The following is a 20,969-nucleotide window of genomic DNA, read 5'->3' as shown; positions in this document are numbered from 1 at the left end:
TTTTTTACATATTACTATAAATAGATCCTAATTTATCTCATAAATAAACTTAAGGACACGGTAAGCATATCACTACTCCCACTAAACCTTTGTACAAAAACTTCTACAAAATCATTGGGGGATAATTCCAATATGGATTGAATTGGAACCGCAACTACATCTGCAGAATTGGTTGTGAAAATATATGTTTTAGAACGTTGAACTGGAACTCCGTTTAATGCGATATAAAAAACATAAATAGTGCTGCTTACAGCGGTTCCCCTAAATGAAGCAACAGAATTTACAGTGAAAAATCTTTTTTTATTTCCCAAATAAACCAATTTATTATTTACACCTCCATTAGATGCTCTAAAAAAGTTATTGGAAACCGTTGTTCCTCCAACTTTAACAGCAGTACCAGTTGTTAAAGCAGTTGTAACTCCAGTGCCATATGGAGAATCTAGATTAACATCGCCAACCGCTACTGCGTCAGTTTCTACAGGAATTCCGGCACTTCGGACATTCCATTTATTATTAAAATTATATCCCGTATAACTTCCGGTGGTATAGCCATTTACATAAGCACCCGTGGTGAGTGTACCAGTGAACACGACATTTTCCATTACTGCATCTCCAGAAATCGTAGGATTACCGCTGACATCAAAACCTACCGCGGCGCCATTCACTTCACTGAATCCGCCTTGTTTTTGTACCAACTTAAAGGTCCCTGTTAATTTTTCAAACGTCCCCGCATTATTTCCAAACCATCCCAAATTACTGAGTAAAAGTTGGTTAATATTGCTGTACGTAATTCCGGCTGTATTTCCAGAAAACTGTACGACACTGATAAAAACAAGACCAAAGCCATTGATAGAACCTACATTAGAGGAGTTTGCCACGATACAATCTCTAAATATGAAATTTTCAGTATTGGCTCCGCTAAGATTGAAAACTTTTCCACCCACAGACCTTACCGTTAATCCTTTTACGGTCCCACCAGTGATACCATCGAAAATATTACCTGCGGAAACTAAGATATCATCGCCCGAATCTACTCCTTGAATATAGGCGTTATTCAATTCTATCGGTTTGTCCAAAGTAACCGTTCCATTAATTTCATAGAGGGTATTGGTCTTTAATTTATACTTAGTTCCACCTCCGTCTGAAAGCTCTGCCGCTAAAACGGTAGCTAAGACATCCGTAGATTTTAATCTTTTAAAATTTGTCCTTCCATTGACATCACTATTGATTCTAATCCATGTTGAGGTTGTCGTGTCATAGTAGTGGAAAGCTTTTATGTCCATATCAAAAACTAGTAAACCATTTGCAGGTGTAGTAATTCCAATTCGCTCTGCACTGGTCATTCTCGGCGTCAGCATTCCTTTGGGGCTACTCCCCGACTGAATTTCAAAAGCGGCAGAAGAATTTACCGAAGTGTTTGCAGGAATATTTACGCCCACTTGTGCAAAGGTGAAAGTGCTGCACAGCAACACCAAGAAAAAAAGTTTAGATGATTTCATAAGCATGATAATTTTAGTAAGAATTGAATAGGCAAACCTTCAAAGAACATTTGATTCAATAATAACAGTAATTAATTAATTTAACTATTTTACTCACATAATGTGATTATGTAATGTATTCCGCAAAGTTAAATTAAATTAGCATAGCGAAGACATATAATTGATAATCTTTTACTAAAATTTTTACATTGCGATGAATAAAGCGCTTAAAAGCGATGCAATACATAGGACGGCACTTGCTTACCGATATATGCTCCTCAATTTTTAAAATAAATATATAAAAAATATCACTCATAATGTTATATGGTTATATTTTCTATTTATGAGGTACTCATTAAAAAGAGATGATATTGCATTGCTAATTTCAATTTCATATTGAAAAGAAAGGGCAACTGACCTTACGCTTCCATTTTATGAAAGTCCGCCGCCATTCTTTTTTTTTAAACATTCATAACTTTAGAAATCGTTTCATCTGGTTGATGAAAGCATCATATTAATAAAGCTAACCTATTGGATGTGGAATGGTCTAAAAAAAATCCCCCGGAGAGGATTTTACAATTTAAAAAATGAACGTAATTTACCGGATGAATTTTCGACTCACCACCTCACCCTCTTTGGTTTTAATTTTCAAAACATAAACAGCATTGGGCAGCGCAGAAACATCTACCCTTGCAATTTTGTTGTTAGGCTGTAACTGATTCCACAACTTTCCGGAAGCCTCATAAACTTCTACTTCGGCAATAATTTTTGGAGATTTAATGACCACCTCAGTCGCCTCCCGATAAACCATGATCTGTTCTGCGGAAGTACTTTCGGTTATCAAAACAGTTTCCGGTCTATAGATAATTTCGAACCTTCCCGTACTTTCTCCGGCATTAGCGGTGAAAGTATAAGTTTCAGCACTTAAGTTGGTTAAAATTCCCGTTTGTCTGTCTTTTAGGTAGATGTTTTGACCGTTCGCAAAGATTCCTTCCTGATCTTTCACCATAATGCGATGATTGCCCGCAGCGAAATGGACCGTTCCCAAAGACACCACATCATCTACAGTAAAGGGACTTTTCCCGTTGATGGAAATTTTCTCGTCTTCTACGATACTGTAAAGCGCATCAGAACCCATCAGAGAGAAAGAATCATCCCGTGCTAAGGCATCATTACCACCTTGAAAGTATGCCACTGCAATGGTGCTCGCAATATTTGCGGGAGAAACCAAAGAAAGCCAGTAATGATCCCCAGATTCTACATGGACTTCCACTCCGCGCGAGTTAAGCGGCGGTGTAGCGTTCGTTCTGATGGAATTATTAAAAAGCAGATTCGTGGTTGCCGAAACAGATCTTGCCAAAAAAGCTTTTCCTACTTTCACAAATTCTGTAGGCTGAACGAGCGAAACAGAACCTATATCTCCATTTGCAGGGATTCCAACTCCTGTAGAGGCATTGAACTGTCCATAACTTTGTCCGCCATAATTAGAACCCTGCTGCACGTAAATGTCATTTACACTGCTGTCCCAGAAATAAAAGGTGGAACTTAATGTTCCTGCATTTCCCCCATTGATGGCATAAAATTGCGTTAAATTAATATTAGATGGGTAAGGATTTCCGACCAGATTATATCCCCTTACGGTATTGCCGGTTCCTGTGGCTCCGGGAGCAGAATTAACCATGGTGTAGGTAAAACTACCGTTGGTCGGTTTTCCTGTAAAAGTCCCAGTAACAGTAGAAGTTCCGGCAGGAATTCCACTGGTATTAGGTTCTTTAACTGCCAAACCACGCCCTTTGATATAGGCACCGCTGGAATTGTAGAAATAATTATTGGATTCGTTATAATAGAGCACGAAATCAATGCCGGGGTAAATGGTTTTTAAAGTCTGACCTTCCAAGGGCGACATCAAATAATTATACTGTTTGCGCGGATTAGAAATCTTCAGGGTTTTTTTAGCCGTAATGGCTCCCGTATTAATATTAATTCCGTCGTTCACCTGTATAAGATTACCATCAGATTCCAGGAGGACATCAACAGCTGCTGCATTATTAACAAGTGCATCCTGAATTTTAAGAGAAGCATCATTTTTAATCGTTAATGTTCCACCGGCAACTACTTGTACGTTCTTCGCTTCAAAATGACCTCCGGTTAAAATATTCACCGGCTGTTTGATGAGGACGCATTTACTAATATCCGGCACCGCAACAGCAGGTTGCCAGTTCGCTGTGCCCCAATTATTATCAACCGAATCCCAAACTTTATTGTTATTGGCAATGTTTACCGTTTTGGAAAGATTACAACCATTTGCCAGTGTTGCCGCAGCAGTAATATTGAATTGCGTTTTTGTTTGATTATCATTTTCCGTGGGCATAATACAAATAGATGGTGAACCTCCACTTATTGGCGCGCCAGAACAGGAACTGTCGTATAAAGCGGTATTTCCTGACCATATAAAATTGGCCGGAACTTCTTTATTTCCATAGATTCTAATATTATCCAATCCTACAATATCTGCCATCCATTCTCCATCAGAGCCTAATGCATATGCTGTAAATCTAAATTTAAGCGCCGTTCTATCTTCACATGCTGCGGGCAAAAGAAGAATTTCATTTTGAAATCTACTCGGAATCCCAAAATCACTAATATAGGTTTTCAAATTTACCCAATTGACACCTCCATCGATAGAATACTGAACCTTGAGTGAATTTTTGCTTTCCAAATCTTCTTCAGAAAAGTAGTAAAGGTCAAATTCCAATTTTATATTGGTAAAACCCATGGAATTGAGATTATTTTTCACCACCAGATGGTTCACAATATTGGTTTTTTGACGTACATCGGTTATAATATTTGCAAAATTGCCACCCCTGTATCCGGAAGAAATAGCAGGTTTTACCACATTGTAAGGTGGCGTCGTCGGAATATACGGACTTGCTCTAAGTTGCCAAACTCCATCAGCATTCGTATTTCCGGCAGATACATTTTCAAATAATACTGGATTTTCCAGCGTGTTCTCAAAATGCTCTTCCAATAAAGTGACTTCTTCTCTATCGGAAGATGAATGGATGACAACCGCATTGATTGGTCCACAAATTTCTGGTACGCTCTGAGTAAACTGGATAACTGGAGTCGGACTCACCACTACTTTCACAGGAGTCCGAAATGTTGAATAACACGTGCCATTAAATGCGGCAACATAATACGTATAAGAACCTATGGACAAGGTGGATGTAGTAAAGGTGTTTCCTGTCTGATTGGCAATGGGTGGACCAAATTCTGAATTGTACCACTGGTAAGAAATAGTGCCACTTGAACCCACTGCACTCAGTAAAACAGAACCTGCACCGCATCTTTTTTCCGCCGTAACAGAAGTGATTGTAACAGCACATTCTTCTACAACTTCAAAACTGTAATCTTCCGTTTCCCCATTTGGAATCGTACTACATGAATCAAATGTAGAATTTGTAGCGCTAGACCTTATTCTAATGGTATAAAAACCTGCAGGAGTTCCAACCGGAACCACAAAACCGAAAATTACATTTCCGCTCCGGGCGCCGACTAAGCTTATATCATACACCTTTTCTGAAAGATCCTGCTCGAAAACATCATTTTTATTCCAGTCTACCCAAGCTTTAGTCGTACTTAAAACAATTCCGGTCGCGTTTCTTACACTAACATTTACATTCACCACTCCACCAGGAATCTGTTTTGCTTTCTGTGACAAATTGCTATAATTTTGATAACCGGTATTGGAAAAAACACTGGTGTTTGTTATATCTTCATTTAAAGTTCCCAGAAATTTCACCTTGTCTATATATATACTGCTTGACGAAGAAACAGGACTACAGGTTTGCAAAAAAGATTGGCTATTTAATATCTTTATAGAATCACTTGTTGATTCTATTTTCATAGGCAACTCTCTTATCAAATGTAAGGATTTCGCCTCCAAAAAGGAAGACAAGAGAGGAAAGAAGCACAGCAGAATAATCACCTGCTGAACTTTATAGGGTAGATGATTTTTCATATTATTAAATAGAAATTTAGTTAATAATGATCATCATTGTGTTTAGAACCGTTAAATATAATACGTTTTTTTTAAATAAAAAATTATTTTTATATCATTTTTATTACATTTTAGCAAACATAGGTTTTTATGAATGAATAATTGACAAATTGAAACTCAGTAGTCTTATGGCTGATACTTCAAATTTTACCCACCTTGAACCGAAACAAATTTCAAATGCGGGGAGGTTTGAGATTGATAAAAGTGCTAAGTAGGATTTGTTTTATCATTTTTAAATCGTGATTGTACAAGTCTGATTTACTTGTTAAATATAAATTCCGTTGCGCAGTAGGGCAGAAGGATTGATAACTTTGGTTCCATTGGAATGCAATTTCAAAATAATCTTCCTCTCAACTCATACGATTCCAAATCTGTTATTTTTTTGTCGCTGCTTTTACAATGAAATCTCCAGAATGTTTGGAGACTGAAACTTCTACTTTCACAACCCTACCAGGAGTCAAAGTAGTTTCCATCTCATAAATAATTTCAAATCTCCCCGTACTTTCGTCCCCTTTGGTGGCAAAAACAGAGCTTCTTTCCCTTAAATTGGTCACAATCCCTATCTGTTTGCCTGTTAAATATATATGGTGTCCGCAGCGAAAACACCTACCTATGTATCAACAGCGGGAGTATAATTTCCTGAAACAAAATGTTGCGTTTCAAATACTTGATCAGAACTATGGATCTTGGTTCCGCCCTTGATACCCAATTTTTTATTTTCAACAGTGGTGTAAATTTCATCTAAAGCTCATTTTGCTTCTGAATCTTCTTCGCCCTAGGAATTATTGCCTCCTTAAAAATAAATACCTGCTGTACCATTCGTTAGATTTGCAATTTCTATGTGATAAACGCACACCTCGAAACCCCCGATATCCGTAAATCGCATTTCAAAATCCGAATCCCGAATCCCGGAACCAAAACCCGCATCTCCTCCCGTGCTCTGTCCGTAATCTTTGCGCCATCACCCGAAACCTTAACATGAAAACCCCGAAACTCGAAACAACACCCCGCTCCGCACTCCTTTGCGTGAATCTTGGCGTCTAGGAGTGAATAAATGGAGTGAAAAAACTATTTAAACCCTTCTAAAATTTCCTCCACTGTCACTTTTCCAAAAAACTCCGTCAAGTCCAAAATTGAAAACACGTTAGTTAAATTCGAAAATATTCAAATATTTCTTAGATATTTTATAAAATACTTCGCAAATAAAAAAGATTTTTCTCTTCACCTCGTCCTTCATCTCAACCTTGACCTCATCCTTAACCTCAACCTTAAACCCCTTCCTCAAAGAATTGCCTATTTTTGTAAAAAAACTATGCTCCTCCTCAACTCCCCTTCTCACAGCGCCTATTTCAATATCGCCTCTGAAGAATATCTGCTCACCAGATTTCCTACCGAAGACATCTTTCTCCTTTATGTGAATGCGCCTTCCATCATCGTAGGGAAATTTCAGAATACCCTGGCAGAAATTAATCTGGACTATGTGAAAGAAAAAGAGATTAAAGTAGTACGCAGAATGTCGGGCGGAGGCGCAGTTTATCATGATTTGGGAAACCTAAACTTCTCCTTTCACACGGTTTTGGGGGAGAAGGATTTTGGGGATTTCTCCTATTTTACACAGCCTGTTTTAAATATGCTGAAAGAATTGGGCGTGCCCGCCGAATTGAAAGGCCGAAATGATCTTTTGGTAGAGGGTAAAAAATTCAGCGGCAATGCAAAATTAGCCCGAAACGGAAAAATGATACAGCACGGAACCATCCTCCTCCATTCGGAAATGGAGGTTTTGGGCGAAGCTCTGAAAGCGAACCCCTTAAAATTCCTCGATAAAGCCACCAAATCCAACCGCGGAAGAGTGACCAATCTCATCCATTATTTACCGGAAGATACAAGCACGGATGATTTGAAAAAATTACTCACCGCTCAAATCTTAAAAACTCATCCAATGGCAGAATACTACGATTTCACAGAAGAAGACATTGCAGGTATTGAAAAACTGCAGCGGGAGAAATATGAAACCTGGGACTGGAATTATGGCTTTTCACCGAACTATAATTTTAAAAAAGCTTTGAAAATTCCCGCCGGATTTATAGAAATTCATTTAGACGTCATCCACGGAATAATTGAAAAGGCCAAGATCTTTGGAGACTTTTTCGCGTCGAAACCTATTGAAGAACTGGAAAGTTTACTCATCGGAATAAAACATGAAGAGGAAGAACTTGTGGTACTTTTTGCAAATTTAGATCTCACTGAATATTTTGGCAAAGTGACGGCGGAAGAAATATTGGCGGGATTTCGATAGGAAGTGGTGAATGATGGATGATGGATGTTTGGTGAATGGTGTTTGGATTTTAAGGAGTCACCCTTGTCATCAGTTTTATATTTGTTGATTTTACTGCTAAATGAATGTTTAAACAGGTTGATTTTTCATATCATTTAAACCGTTCTAAGCCTTATTGATTGCTTTTATTTGGATAAATAGCCTTTAAAACTCTTTATGTAAAGGAAGCCACAGCAGGAGTGGAAAATTTTAATCTTAATTTTCTTAAAATTAAAGTCAGTATAGTGCAATGCATTATATTTGTCGGAAATCAATAAATTTTATGAAAAGATCACTATTATTTGTTTTTGCTTTATCTTTTGCTTGTGGTTTTGCGCAAGATTCAAAAGAATTGACAAAGCTGAAGCAACAAAGTAACGCGATGGTTACCATCAGCAGCAGTACTTCTAATCCAAACTTTATTCGCTTCCAAAATGCAGCAGGACTTCAATTGAAAGCTCCGTCTGCCCGATTAAAAGCGGAAGAATTTTTAGCCCACAACTTCAAAGTTTTTAATCTGACTTCTGCAAATGACATGGTTTTTGTGGAAGAAACGACAGACAGTCATGGCCTGAAAAATGTCATTTACAGACAAACCTATGGTAACATTCCCGTTTATGATGGGTTGCTGAAGTTTCACTTTAATGGAAAAGGAGAACTCTCTTCTCTAAACGGAAATACCATCTCTAATATTAAAGGTGGAACTACGCCGACCCTTTCTGCCACCGAAGCAGGAACACTTGCAAAGTCTTTCGTGGAGAAACAAAACCTTACGTACTCGAAAGAAAAATTAGCTGTGGGGAAAAACAATCTTCTCATCTTCCCCAAAAACTTGGTTCAGGGTGGTCAAATGAGTCCTTACCTGGCGTATCAAATTGAAATTACAAATAAGAGTGACGTCCGCGAATTTTTATTTATAGATGCGCACAGCGGTGAACTCATCGATCAGTTCACAGGAATTCACCCTATCGACAGAAAATTATTTGAAACAAATACGAATGCTGCCAATCTAAAGTGGAAAGAAGGAGACGCCTTTCCGGGAACATTGGACAAATGGCAACAAAGTGAAGTCGTAAGTTCAGAACACGTTTATAATTTCTTTAAAAACGCCTTTAATTTTGTGTCGTTCAACAATGGAGATGCCTCCATGATTACGGTAAACAATGATCCCGGAATCAGCTGTCCGAACGCGAACTGGAACGGAGTTACGGCAAATTATTGTACAGGAACCGCTTCTGATGACGTAGTCGCTCATGAATGGGGACATGCTTATACAGAATACACGAGTGGTTTAATTTACCAATACCAATCGGGTGCGTTGAATGAATCTTATTCTGATGTTTGGGGAGAAACCATCGACTTAATGAATGGTTACGATGACGACAATGAAATTTTGGACGTTCGGACCACTACCACCTGTTCCGGAACGCAAAGATGGAAAATGGGCGAAAAAGCGACGGCTTTTGGCGCACCAATCCGGGACTTGTGGAATCCAAAATGCAACAATTATCCTGCAAGTGTCATTGATACTTCATACTATTGCGGCACTGGAGATTCTGGTGGCGTGCACCGCAATTCCGGCGTACCCAATCACCTATATGCTTTATTGGTAGATGGTGGAACTTTTAATGGGTACACCATTTCCAGTATTGGATTTGTAAAAGCCGCCCATTTGTGGTGGAGAGCACAGCAAAATTATTTAACGCCGACGAGTGATTTCGCCGTCTTCGCTGATGCTTTAGAAGCTTCTGCAAATGATTTGATTGGGATTAACTTACAAGGTTTGTCTACTACAGGAACTGCAGCTGGTTTAACGGGGCAATTCTGGGCATCCAGCGATTTACAGAATCTTAAAAACGCAATTCTTTCAGTACAGTTAAGAACTTCACCGAATGCGCAATGCAACTACCTTCCGATTTTAAAAGCTGTTCCAGACTTGTGTACCACCGCGGTGAGTGGCGCTTTATTCTCCGAAAACTGGGAAAATGGAACAGGAAGCTGGACGATAAATAACCTTCCGACCAATCCTGGTTCTTGGGAAAATAGAAACTGGACTATTGCTTCTACCCTACCAAAAGGTCGAACTGGAAAAGGAATCTTTGGTGCAGATCCAATTAACGGAAATTGTACAACCAGTTTGCAGAATGGAATTTTGCGTCTAGAAAGTCCCCTGATTACCATTCCAACATTTACTGCGGGGAAATATGAAATGGCTTTTAATCATTACGTGGCAACGGAAGCACAATGGGATGGTGGAAACATCAAGTACAGTCTTAATGGCGGTGCGTGGACCATCATACCTAAAACGGCTTTTACCCAAAATGGTTACAATATGAACCTCAATGCAACTACCGGAAATGATAATCCCTTAAAAGGTCAAGCTGCTTTTAGTGGTACAGATGGCGGCTCCCTTACCGGAAGTTGGGGCCAAAGTGTCATTGATTTATCGCTGATCGGCGTTAATTCTGGCGCAAACATTAAATTCCGCTTTGAAATGGGAACAGATGGCTGTAATGGAAACGACGGTTGGTATTTGGATGAGATCTATGTTTACAATTGTGATAATCCAGTATTGGCAGTGAGCAATTTATCTGCAACCAATGGCGTTCAGGTTTTCCCGAATCCTACTTCCGGTCAAATCACGATTCAAAATAATACCGCTTCTAAATTGAACACTGCGCAGGTTTATTCTGTAACGGGCCAATTGGTGAAGAGTTTTAAATTGGACAACACGACTAAAAATTCAAGTATTGATATTTCTACTTTTGCGAAAGGAACTTATATCATTAAGTTAAATTCTGCAAGTGAAAGCACGAGTGTCAAAGTAATAAAAAAATAAGAATTCCCCACTTAGTACCCAATCCGGAAGAGTTTACTTTTCCGGATTTTTTGGGTGTTATTTTAAAGAGATTGCTTCGGCGGTTTGTAAACTCTGAATGCATTGAAAAGTTTGGACAACCTTCTCTCCATGACACAGCGTTTGAAAAAATACGTCATTGCGAGGCGCGGAACGAAGTGGAGCAACGAAGCAATCTCAAATTAACACATCCATAAGAATTGGTTATTTCTTGAGGCAGATCGCTTCTTGAGGTAGATCGCTTCGGCGGTTTGTAAACTCTGATACATTGAAAATCGTGGACCACCTTCTCGCAATGACGCTGTGCTTGTCAGTTCCCGCGTCATTGCGAGGCGCGGAACGAAGTGGAGCAACGAAGCAATCTCAAATTAAGTGCTTTCATTAGAATTGGTTATGTCATGTGCATAGATTGCTTCGGCGGTTTGAAACCTTTGAATACATTGAAAATCGTGGACAACCTTCTCGCAATGACGCTGTGCTTGTCAATTCCCGCGTCATTGCGAGGAACGGAACGCAGTGGAGCAACGAAGCAATCTCACTACTGAACTGGGCATTTTTAATCAAAAGGACTCAAAACATTTTGTATATCATCAAACAAATCATTCCACATCGGGTTAATACTTGCTATCAAATCTATTTTCTTTTGTCGAGAACCTGCTTTTAATTGTTTTTCTCTGCCAATTGCATCTGTAATATCTGAGAAGGCTTCCCAGTAGACCAGCTTACCAATATTATATTTTGAAGTAAAACTTCCTGGATACTTCTTTTCTCGATGTTCTAAAATTCTTTGAGGCAAATTGGAGGTAACGCCAATGTAAAGTGTGGTATTGCTTAAGTTGGTGAGAATGTAAATGAAACCTGTTTTCATTGTCTAAAAATAAGTAAATCAGCGCATAAAATATTGTGAAAATAAAATTTTTAGAAGGAGATTGCTGCTTTAGGATAGATTGCTTCGGCGGTTTGGAAACTCTGAATGAATTGAAAATCGTGGACAACCTTCTCGCAATGCCGCTGTGCTTGTCAATTCCCGCGTCATTGCGAGGAACGGAACAAAGTGGAGCGACGAAGCAAGCTCTAATTAACACATTCAAGAAAATTGGTTATTTCTTGAGGCAGATCGCTTCGTGACGCAGATCGCTTCCGCGGTTTGGAAACTCTGAATGAATTGAAAATCGTGGACAACCTTCTGGCAATGACATTGCGTTTGTCAATTCCCGCGTCATTGCGAGGAACAGAACGAAGTGGAGCGACGAAGCAATCTCAAATTAACACATCCATAAGAATTGGTTATGTCATGTGGATAGATTGCTTCGGCGGTTTGTTAACTTTGAAAAAATTGAAAATCTTGGACCACCTTCTCGCAATGACGCTGTGCTTGTCAGTTCCCGCGTCATTGCGAGGAACGGAACAAAGTGGAGCGACGAAGCAAGCTCTAATTAACACATCCATAAGAATTGGTTATTTCTTGAGGCAGATCGCTTCTTGAGGTAGATTGCTTCGGCGGTTTGTAAACTCTGAATACATTGAAAAGTTTGGATAACCTTCTCGCAATGACACAGCGTTTGAAAAAACACGTCATTGCGAGGAACGGAACGCAGTGGAGCGACGAAGCAATCTCTAATTAAGTGCTTTCATTAGAATTGGTTATGTCATGTGGATAGATTGCGAGGCGCGCAACGCAGTGGAGCGACGAAGCAATCTCTAATTAAGTGCTTTCATAAGAATCGGTTATGTCAGGTGGATAGATTGCTTCGGCGGTTTGTAAACTTTGAATACATTGAAAATCCTGGACAACCTTCTCACAATGACGCTGTGCTTGTCAGTTCCCGCGTCATTGCGAGGCGCGGAACGAAGTGGAGCAACGAAGCAATCTCAAATTAAAATGCTTTCATTAGAATTGGTTATTTCTTGAGGTAGATTGCTTCGGCGGTTTGTTAACTTTGAAAAAATTGAAAATCTTGGACCACCTTCTCGCAATGACGCTGTGTTTGTCAATTCCCGCGTCATTGCGAGGAGCGCAACGCAGTGGAGCAACGAAGCAATCTCTAATTAACACATTCACGAAAATTGGTTATTTCTTGAGGCAGATCGCTTCTTGAAGTAGATTGCTTCGGCGGTTTGGAAACTATGAAAGATGTTATTGAATAAAAGTAAATCTGCTACCGAAAGCAATACGGTAAAGGTGATTAAGAAATGGTTCGCCGTTTGGTCTGTAGAATAGATGACGTTAATGATAATCCGGGAAAGTGGGCTTTTTCGGATTTTTTAGGGACAGATGGGAAGGTGACGGAGGATTAATGATCATTGATAAATTATGGATGATGCGTTATTTCTAAGGCTCATTGTTTTAATGGTTCACAGCCTTATTGTATTCTTCCAGAAGGGCTTTCCAAACTTTATTGTGACAATATTTGTCGATGACCATCTCCCGGGAATTAGCAGTAAGGGCCGTTCGAAGCTCTTCATCCTCTAAGAATCTTTTCATGGCATCACCGAGGGATTTTGCATCTTTCACCGGAATGATCGATCCATTAAACTGATCTTCAATGATTTCATTGCACCCATTGATATCGCTCACAATACTTGGCAGACCCATCGCGCCGGCTTGCAGGACTACATTCGGGAAACCCTCCCGATAACTCGGAAAAACCAGCGCATTTGAAATAGCAAAGTACGATCGAACATCCTGCTGAAAACCAACGGAAAGAATATGGGGATTACTTTCTATTTCTTTTAAAGTTTCCAGCTTCAGGGGATCGAGATGCTGTTCTAAAGATCCGACAAGCAGTAATTTGGGTTGAAGTTGCGGAGAGGCGGGATGTTGGATGTTGGATGCTGGATGTGGGGTGCTTTGGTTGAGGTTGAGGTTGAGCGCATGCTCGCTGAGCGGAGTCGAAGCGAGGTTTTTAAAGGCGTGTATCAATTCATTGATGCCCTTGTCTTTCACAAGTCGCCCCACAAAAATAAAGACGAAATCATTCTCAGAAATTCCTAGAGCCTCTTTTAAATCGCGTTGTTTATTTGCTGAAATTTGATCACGGTTAAAATAGGTGGTATTTATTCCATTTACATTGCCATTGGCTATTATTTTCAGGGGTTTCCCTGTGATACGGTACTTTATTAAATCTTCTTTTACTCCTTTTCCTTCGGGATAAATGTGGGTGGCACTCTTTGCTAAAAGACGGTCCATCCAAATAAGAATTGCTTTTAGAATTCCTTTTTTACTGGGAAAAATTAATCCTGTAAAAGTATGCATCCTTACCGGAACTCCTGCGAGACGCGCCGCAACCATTGATAGCAAGCCGGCTTTTGGTGTAACAGAATGAACAATATCCGGTTGTTCTTTTTTAAAAAAACAATATAAGTGATATAAAGCAACAAGGTCTTTCAAGGGTGAAATTTCCCTTTGCATTTCTATAATTTGGGTTTTCACGCCTTCACGTTTTTGCACTTCTTCCAAATCTTTACCAGACCCCGAAATGGCGGTGACCTCATAAAATTCATTCAAATACCGCAGCTGCCCTCTCAACAAAATATTGAGGGAAATAGGGACGGTGGAAATACGAAAGAGTTTTTTCAAGGTTGAGGTTGAGGCTAAGAGTGAGGTTGAGGGTAAGGTTTGCTTTATTTAGGGCAAAGTTAAAATATTTGTTTAGATAAAAGGAGTTAAGGTTGAGGATGAGGATGAGGATGAGGATGAGCGTTTGAATAATGTTTGAATAAGATCGTGCCTAAAAAATTCGCAATTGCTTATTTTAATACGATTTCTCAGATGCGTATCATATCCATTATAAATGCAGGTGAGCGGACGGCGCAGTTTTTATTTTTTGGTGAGTTCGCGGTAAAGTGCAAGGTGTTTGTGAACCATTATCGAGATATCATAGTGTTGGGCACGTTCCAGACATTGCTCTTTAATGCGGTCGTAATACTTTTGATCTGTGGCAAGCAAAAGGATTTCTTCAGCTAATTTTTTTTCATCACCTACCGGAAAAAGAATTCCGGCTCCTTCTACAATTTCTTTCAAACCCGGAACTTCACTTGCAATAAAAGGTCTCCCAGAAGCCATTCCTTCAATACTTGAAAGGGATAACCCTTCATATTTTGAGGAGAGAACAATAATATCTGCCATTTTCAATAACTGGGGCACATCCATTCTACTTCCAAGAAAAAAAACTCTTTTTTCCAGGCCAAGTTCAGCCACTAAAGATTCACTTTCCGGTTGTAAAGATCCTACTCCTACTAAAAGTAATTTAAAATAACCTGGCAACAAAGCCATTGCGCGAATGAGGGTTTTTTGGTCTTTAGGTTCCTGAAAAGAAGAAACCTGGATTAGGAGACGATTATGCTCACTATAGTTTTCCAATAAAAAATTTTTATCTGCGGGTATTGCTTTTGAAATTTTACTAAGATCCAACCCATTTTCTATAATATGAAATCTTGTACTTTCAATATTTGTGTAATTCTGCAACACTTTTTGTACTTTATCAGTGATACAAATTATTTTATGAAATTGCCTATAAAAAAGAACATCAATATACCGAATCAGAAAATTCCCCCTGATTCTACGGTTTGAGGTACTGTGCTCTGTAAAGATTAATTTAGTTTTGGACCCCGATACTATTTTCGCCAAGACTACAAAATATTGTGAAGGGAAAAGATGCACATGAACCAACTCATATTTTTTAAGGAAAGAAATGATGCGAAAGAGATGGAGCGGATTATAAACTGACCCTTTTCCTAAACTAAAAATACGGCAGCATTTTTTAGAGGTCAATTCTTTGAAGAAAGGATATTCTGTTCCATTAAGTAGTAATAAATCTACTTCAATTCCTTTGTCTGCATACAAGGGTAAAGTATCTAAAATTAATTTTTCGGCGCCGCCGGTGGCTAAACTGTTGATGATGTGAAGAACTTTCATTAGCAATTTTTTACCGTTTTAGAACGGATGTAAATATGAAGTAAAATACCGGCAGGAATTGCTAAAAGAACCAGAAAAGAATGTCGAGTTTTTAGGAGGGAGGCAAAATCTTTCGAAAAAAAGCTAGATGATACAAGATGTATCGCATTCTTAAACTTCTCTTTGAAAGTGGCACCAAAATTAATTCTTGAAATTCTCGAAAAGGCAAATCCGCGTGGATTTCGGCGGTATTGCTTCAACATATTTCGGGTAGAACCATCTTCTTGGTACTCCACGATACACCAAACTTCATTTACGGGTTTTATAAAAGCAAACTGATCGGCTAACAAAGATTTGTAATCTAAAGGAACTAATCTTTCCCCTTCGTAAATGGGGTAAGGTGGTAATTTTTTCATTACTTCTGTTCGACAGACGATTTTTTTATCGCCTGTAAGATGGTATTTTAAATAAATTTGATTAAACTTTATTTTCTCCACATTAGGCGGAAATTTTGTACCGATGATATTGCCTTCTTGATCGGCGTCTAAACCAACTATTGCATAGAAATCGTGATCAATTTCAACACTTTGAAGATTTTTACAAATATTTTCTACGGCATTTGGAGCCATCATATCGTCTGAATCGATACAGGTATTCCAGAGAGTTTCTATCTTTTCATACGCCCAGTTGTGAGCGGAATGCATGCCTTGATTTTTTTTCCAGTAGTATTTTATTTCAATGATATTTTCTGCGTTATACGTTTTAATTAAAGCTTCAGTCCCATCAGAAGACCCATCATCTATCACCATCCAAATAAAATTTGTATCAGTTTGTTTTATCAAACTTTCATACAATCTGGGAAGGAGATGCTTGCGATTAAAAGTGGGCGTGAAGACGGTGAGGTTTTTCATTAAAATTTTTGTGAAACAATTTTAGAGTAAAATACTTTTTAAAGCTTTTCAATAATTAAATTTTCACCTGACAACACAAGTTTGTATTTTGTGAAAGTTTTGTTTACTGCTTCAAAGAACGGTTTTGAACATCCTGGTTCTAAGTAATCATGAAGTTCAATAGCTATAAGATTTGTTTTTGGAAGCCAATTTTCATAATTTTCCGTAAATAACTGTTTTTCGCTCGTTTCTATATCAAGTTTTAAAATATCAATTTTATCTATATCATATTTCTTCATAATACTGTCTATTGAAACCGCATCTATTTCGCCCGCTTCAATATCTTCTTCTACCACAAATCCCCATTCGCCGCAATTGTATTTATCATATACTTTTAATTTAGTGTCTTTATTCCAAATACCTGTATTTTCAGCAAAAATATTATCATAATGTTGTATATTCTTTTTCAACGCCAAAAAATTTGTTGGATCTGGCTCTATGCAGATTATAGTACTTTGTGGATATTTATTTTTCATTTGAATTGCGAACAATCCAATATTTGCACCGCCATCGATTATAAATTTGGGATTATTAGATTTAATACTTTCATATGAATTTTCTAAAAATATCTGACAAAATGTTGGAAAATCGGAAGTGTGTTTACGCAAAAAAATTGGATTGCGAATTTCAGGAATTTTTAGCGATGAAGTCTTCGCTATTTCTGCTTGTGCAAATAATTTCGCACCTTGCAAAATACCAAATCGATAAATAAATTTTAGTAGAATTGCTATTTTTAATTTTAAATTATTCATGTTTTTTGATAAATTAGTTTGGAAGTAGTTTAGCTATTATTATTTTTAAACGATATATCCAAATTTCAGATTCAACTTTTTTCTGGGACAAAGTAATTAATTTAGAAGAATCTTTTTTTAATATTGCTTTTACAAATTCGTCATTTTCATTAAGAGTAGCGAAGTAACGTGAAATATCTTCAAATTCTTTACTATTAAGATATCCTTTAATTTCACCATGAAAATTCTCAAAACTATTTTTTTTAAATTTCACTAAATTCTCAAGATAAGTTCTGAAAAAATTCTTTAATTCAATAATAATATATGGCTCTAAATGATGCAAATTATATATCTCAATTTGTTCTTTTTTAATATTATACATTTTAACAGCACCTGACATTAGCATATCATTAAATGTAGAAGTCATTCCTCCAAATCGATAATTATAAACGAATAATGGTAAAAACAAAATTTTATTTGCTTCCGGAAATACTTGAATATTATAATTTAGGTCTTCTCCTAAACTGATACCCAGCAAATTAATTTGCAAATTTTCAAGAAATGATTTTTTGTAAAGTTTCCCCCACATACTTATGTTAATTATGTTGTGCCCAAAAAAACTTTTATAATATTTAGTAATAAAATCTTCCTTATTAATACTTTCTTTTTTGTAAATATTAAAAACTCTTTTTTGTTTAATAATACCATAGCCATCTAATGTTCTATAAAAATTTGCCGAGACAATATCTGCATTAGATTCAATCGCTTCGTGAAGTAGTATATGTAAAGTGTGCGGAACCAACCAATCATCAGAATCTACATGATAGATATAATTTCCTTTCGCAATAGAAATCCCTGATCTGCGTGCAAGTTCTAAACCTTCATTTGTCTCTTTATTGATAATTACAATACGATTATCTTTCGCCGCAATTTTTTTTATAATTTCTAAACTGTTATCTGTTGAGCAATCATTAACTATTATAATTTCTAAATCTACTCCTGATTGAGTCGTTATTGATTTTAGACATTTAATAAGGTATTTCGAAGTATTATAAACAGGTACGATTACTGAAATTTGAGGAATATTTTCTTTTTTCATTAAGCTTTTAAAAACATAAAATAAGTGAATAAATAATACACAGCCAAAACTACTCCAGTCACTCGGTATTGATTCGGGAATAATTTATACCGCAATAAAGGATAGGCAATGACAGGCGCCATCAAAAACCAAGATAAATAAGCAAAACGGTTGGAGAAATTGGCACGAATAATTAAAATCCAAAAAGCATTGGCGATCATGTAAATGCCCCAGAGATGAATGTAGAATTTATCGGTAATGTTTTTCTTAAAAATAAAATACCATCCCGCAAAAGCGGCAAAAGAAGAGTAAAATAAAAAGTCCCAGCGAAAACCGGTGTAAGCGAAATCATCATTGTTCACATTACCTTTGGTGAGATAATCTTCCGCACGCGTATCCTCGCCAAATCCTAAACCCCCAAAAAGACTTTCCCAAAAGCTGCCCCCAATTAAGGAAAGAGGTATAGCAGCCAACCAAATATAGAGGTAAACTTTCGGATTTTTATAAATGCCGGAAATAATAAAAGCAGCAATGGGAATAATTAGAGAACTGTGCATGCCGAAAGACAATGCCATCAAGGAATAGAGGAGTACTTTTCGATCGTAATAACACAAAGCTAATATAAAGATAGATGTTCCCAACCCATTTCTAATCCCATTGGTTCCAAAGGGCCAAAACATATAAGAACCAATAAAAATAAAAAAGACAAAATACCAGAAGGAGCCCCCATATTTTTTGGAAAACAGATAACAGGGAATAATATAAATTAGCGCGCACAAAAAGAAAAACCAGCGGTCGCTCATAATTTTAGCTGAACCCGCAAGAAAATAATTAAAGATATATTCTTTTTTAATGATTAAGGTTTGTCCTGCCGCAGCTTGGTTGAAGAACTGCGCATAGGTACCCATATCGCCGAAAACGAAACTTACGGGTCTTGTTCCCATGTATAGGCAAATAAAAAATAAAAGAAACAGACCTATTCCATTTGAAAAACTTTTTGTAGAGGTGGCAAAAAAATCATTTTGATAAGCATGAAAAAGGGTGACGAGCATTAAGATCATCATCACATTATAATAAACAGCAGTGTAACTGCTAAGGGGAATCCAATCGAACAATTAAAGCTGAGGTTAAGGTTGAGGAATAAAGCGCAAAAATAAACTTTTTTTAATGTAGTTTCTTTTCTTTTAATGATTTTGAAATATTACGACTGCCCTTAGTAGAGTGATCTAAATAAATCTTTCCATTGTTGCATGACTTGGTCAATACCAAATCGCTGCACGTTTACAATTGCTTTATCACCCATCTCTTTTCGAAGATCTTCATTTCTCATGAGGTGTTTTAATTTTTCAGTAAAAATATCTAAATTTTTATGTGGGATCAAAAAGGAATCCTCCGCATTTTTTACAATATATTCAGGACCAGTTGGACAGTCATAAGTTATTACGGGCACACCTACAGAAAGCGCTTCCAGTAAAACCATGGGAAAACATTCGGTTTCAGAAGTCATGGCATAAATACTATAATTCACCATTTCGCTTTTTAGGTCATTACAGACCCCTTTGAAGAGTATTGATTTTTCCAAACCGTATTCTTTAATTTGTGCTTCTAATTTTTCCTGCGTTCCACCATAATTTTCTCCAAAAAAATGCAGCTCCCACTCTGGAAATTCATCTTTTAAATGGAAAAAGATGGTTATTAAGGAGGAAAAATCTTTCACGGGAGAAATTCTTCCCGCAGCTAAAATTTTCTTGGATTGTAAAGAGGCCTTCTCCCCAGAAATTTCAGCAGGATTCGGGATTACGGTAATTTTATCACTGTCATAAAAACCTCTTTCTGCTTCATTCAAAACAACCAGTTGGCTGTATCTCTTTTCTGTAAATCGATTTAAATAATTTAAGATTTTACCTTTTAAATTTACCCCCGTTTTTTTATAAAAATAGCGGGAGGAATGGAATTCTTTTATTATTGGAATACACTTTTCTAGATAGGGTAAAAAATAGAAATCAGGACCGAAACTGCTGCTGATAATGACATCTGGTTTTAAATGTTGGATGACTTTTTTTAAGCCAGAAATATGGTGGGGTACTTTCTTTATATTTTTTAGATGGAAATAAGATTGGGCAATTTCATAATTTACTCCTAAGTCAAGGAATGTTATTTTGGAACTGAAGGAATAAGATGGTTTCTTATTTTGCTGGTTATACGTTATTATGGTTACCTCATCACCCAGAACTTCAGCAAGATGATTCGCTTTTTGGGAGAGCACTTTTTCGATTCCGCCGTGCAAGTAGACTTGATCTGTGAGGTAGAGGATTTTCATGCAGGGTGATTGGGTGATTGGGTGATTGGGTGATTGGGTGATTGGGTGATTGGGTGATTGGGTGCAAAAGTAGGGATTTTCTTCTTTTGAGATGAATCCCAATGGAGGCAGAATTAATAGTTATTTACAGGCAAACTCTTGTCCCGGAGGAAGCGTCTTATGGTTAGGTGGTAATTTGTTGTAGAACGAGATTCCTACGGAATGACAAAAGGGGAATTATGCTGGAAGCGTCTCACGGTTAGATAACCTATGTTTTGAAGAAAGGGATTTCTACGGAGTGACAA

Annotated in this window: 13 protein-coding genes; 2 read left to right on the top strand and 11 right to left on the bottom strand. The window is 37.5% G+C overall.

The features are described from left to right. Positions 1–32: 32 nt before the first annotated feature. From RCH13_RS04225 to RCH13_RS04215, 3 genes are all read right to left on the bottom strand, one after another. Positions 33–1,499: a hypothetical protein gene (locus RCH13_RS04225; RefSeq protein ID WP_326985984.1), complete on the bottom strand. Its 1,467-nt coding sequence runs from the start codon at positions 1,497–1,499 to the stop codon at positions 33–35. A gap of 577 nt (positions 1,500–2,076) precedes the next feature. Then, entirely contained in the window at positions 2,077–5,199 is a 3,123-nt protein-coding gene (locus RCH13_RS04220; RefSeq protein WP_326985983.1) for a GEVED domain-containing protein, read from the bottom strand. A gap of 713 nt (positions 5,200–5,912) precedes the next feature. After that, positions 5,913–6,092, bottom strand: a complete 180-nt coding sequence (locus tag RCH13_RS04215) for a hypothetical protein (protein ID WP_326985982.1) — start codon at positions 6,090–6,092, stop codon at positions 5,913–5,915. A gap of 758 nt (positions 6,093–6,850) precedes the next feature. Here RCH13_RS04215 and RCH13_RS04210 point away from each other — a divergent pair. Together RCH13_RS04210 and RCH13_RS04205 are read left to right on the top strand one after the other, a co-directional pair. After that, the gene (locus RCH13_RS04210) at positions 6,851–7,834 is read left to right on the top strand and encodes a lipoate--protein ligase (protein WP_326985981.1); all 984 of its coding nucleotides are present in this window, start codon (positions 6,851–6,853) and stop codon (positions 7,832–7,834) included. Between the two features lie 301 nt (positions 7,835–8,135). Then, positions 8,136–10,691, top strand: coding sequence for a M4 family metallopeptidase (locus RCH13_RS04205; RefSeq protein ID WP_326985980.1), 2,556 nt, complete (start codon positions 8,136–8,138; stop codon positions 10,689–10,691). A 574-nt stretch (positions 10,692–11,265) separates the two neighbouring features. On the opposite strand, the gene RCH13_RS04200 is transcribed toward RCH13_RS04205, so the two are convergent. From RCH13_RS04200 to RCH13_RS04165, 8 genes are all read right to left on the bottom strand, one after another. Next, the gene (locus RCH13_RS04200; RefSeq protein WP_326985979.1) at positions 11,266–11,577 is read right to left on the bottom strand and encodes a GIY-YIG nuclease family protein; all 312 of its coding nucleotides are present in this window, start codon (positions 11,575–11,577) and stop codon (positions 11,266–11,268) included. A 1,479-nt stretch (positions 11,578–13,056) separates the two neighbouring features. Continuing rightward, on the bottom strand, positions 13,057–14,289 hold the full coding sequence (locus RCH13_RS04195; RefSeq protein WP_326985978.1) for a glycosyltransferase family 4 protein: 1,233 nt from the start codon (positions 14,287–14,289) through the stop codon (positions 13,057–13,059). Positions 14,290–14,529: 240 nt separating this feature from the next. Beyond that, on the bottom strand, positions 14,530–15,627 hold the full coding sequence (locus RCH13_RS04190; RefSeq protein WP_326985977.1) for a glycosyltransferase: 1,098 nt from the start codon (positions 15,625–15,627) through the stop codon (positions 14,530–14,532). Then, the gene (locus tag RCH13_RS04185; protein ID WP_326985976.1) at positions 15,627–16,517 is read right to left on the bottom strand and encodes a glycosyltransferase family A protein; all 891 of its coding nucleotides are present in this window, start codon (positions 16,515–16,517) and stop codon (positions 15,627–15,629) included. Before RCH13_RS04185 ends, RCH13_RS04190 begins: the two co-directional genes overlap by 1 nt. 38 nt (positions 16,518–16,555) lie before the next feature. Continuing rightward, entirely contained in the window at positions 16,556–17,308 is a 753-nt protein-coding gene (locus RCH13_RS04180; RefSeq protein ID WP_326985975.1) for an FkbM family methyltransferase, read from the bottom strand. A 13-nt stretch (positions 17,309–17,321) separates the two neighbouring features. Further along, a complete protein-coding gene (locus RCH13_RS04175) occupies positions 17,322–18,386 on the bottom strand; it encodes a glycosyltransferase family 2 protein (protein ID WP_326985974.1) in 1,065 nt (354 codons plus the stop codon). Next, positions 18,386–19,426, bottom strand: coding sequence for an EpsG family protein (locus tag RCH13_RS04170; protein WP_326986267.1), 1,041 nt, complete (start codon positions 19,424–19,426; stop codon positions 18,386–18,388). Before RCH13_RS04170 ends, RCH13_RS04175 begins: the two co-directional genes overlap by 1 nt. 152 nt (positions 19,427–19,578) lie before the next feature. Next, positions 19,579–20,685 carry a glycosyltransferase family 4 protein gene (locus RCH13_RS04165; protein ID WP_326985973.1) on the bottom strand — a complete coding sequence of 369 codons (1,107 nt, stop codon included), beginning with the start codon at positions 20,683–20,685 and terminating at the stop codon, positions 19,579–19,581. Positions 20,686–20,969: the final 284 nt, after the last annotated feature.

It is taken from the genome of Chryseobacterium sp. MP_3.2, from assembly GCF_035984805.1.
Lineage (GTDB): Bacteria > Bacteroidota > Bacteroidia > Flavobacteriales > Weeksellaceae > Kaistella.
Note: the sequence above shows the minus strand (reverse complement) of the source record. Positions and strands in the feature narration are given on the sequence as shown.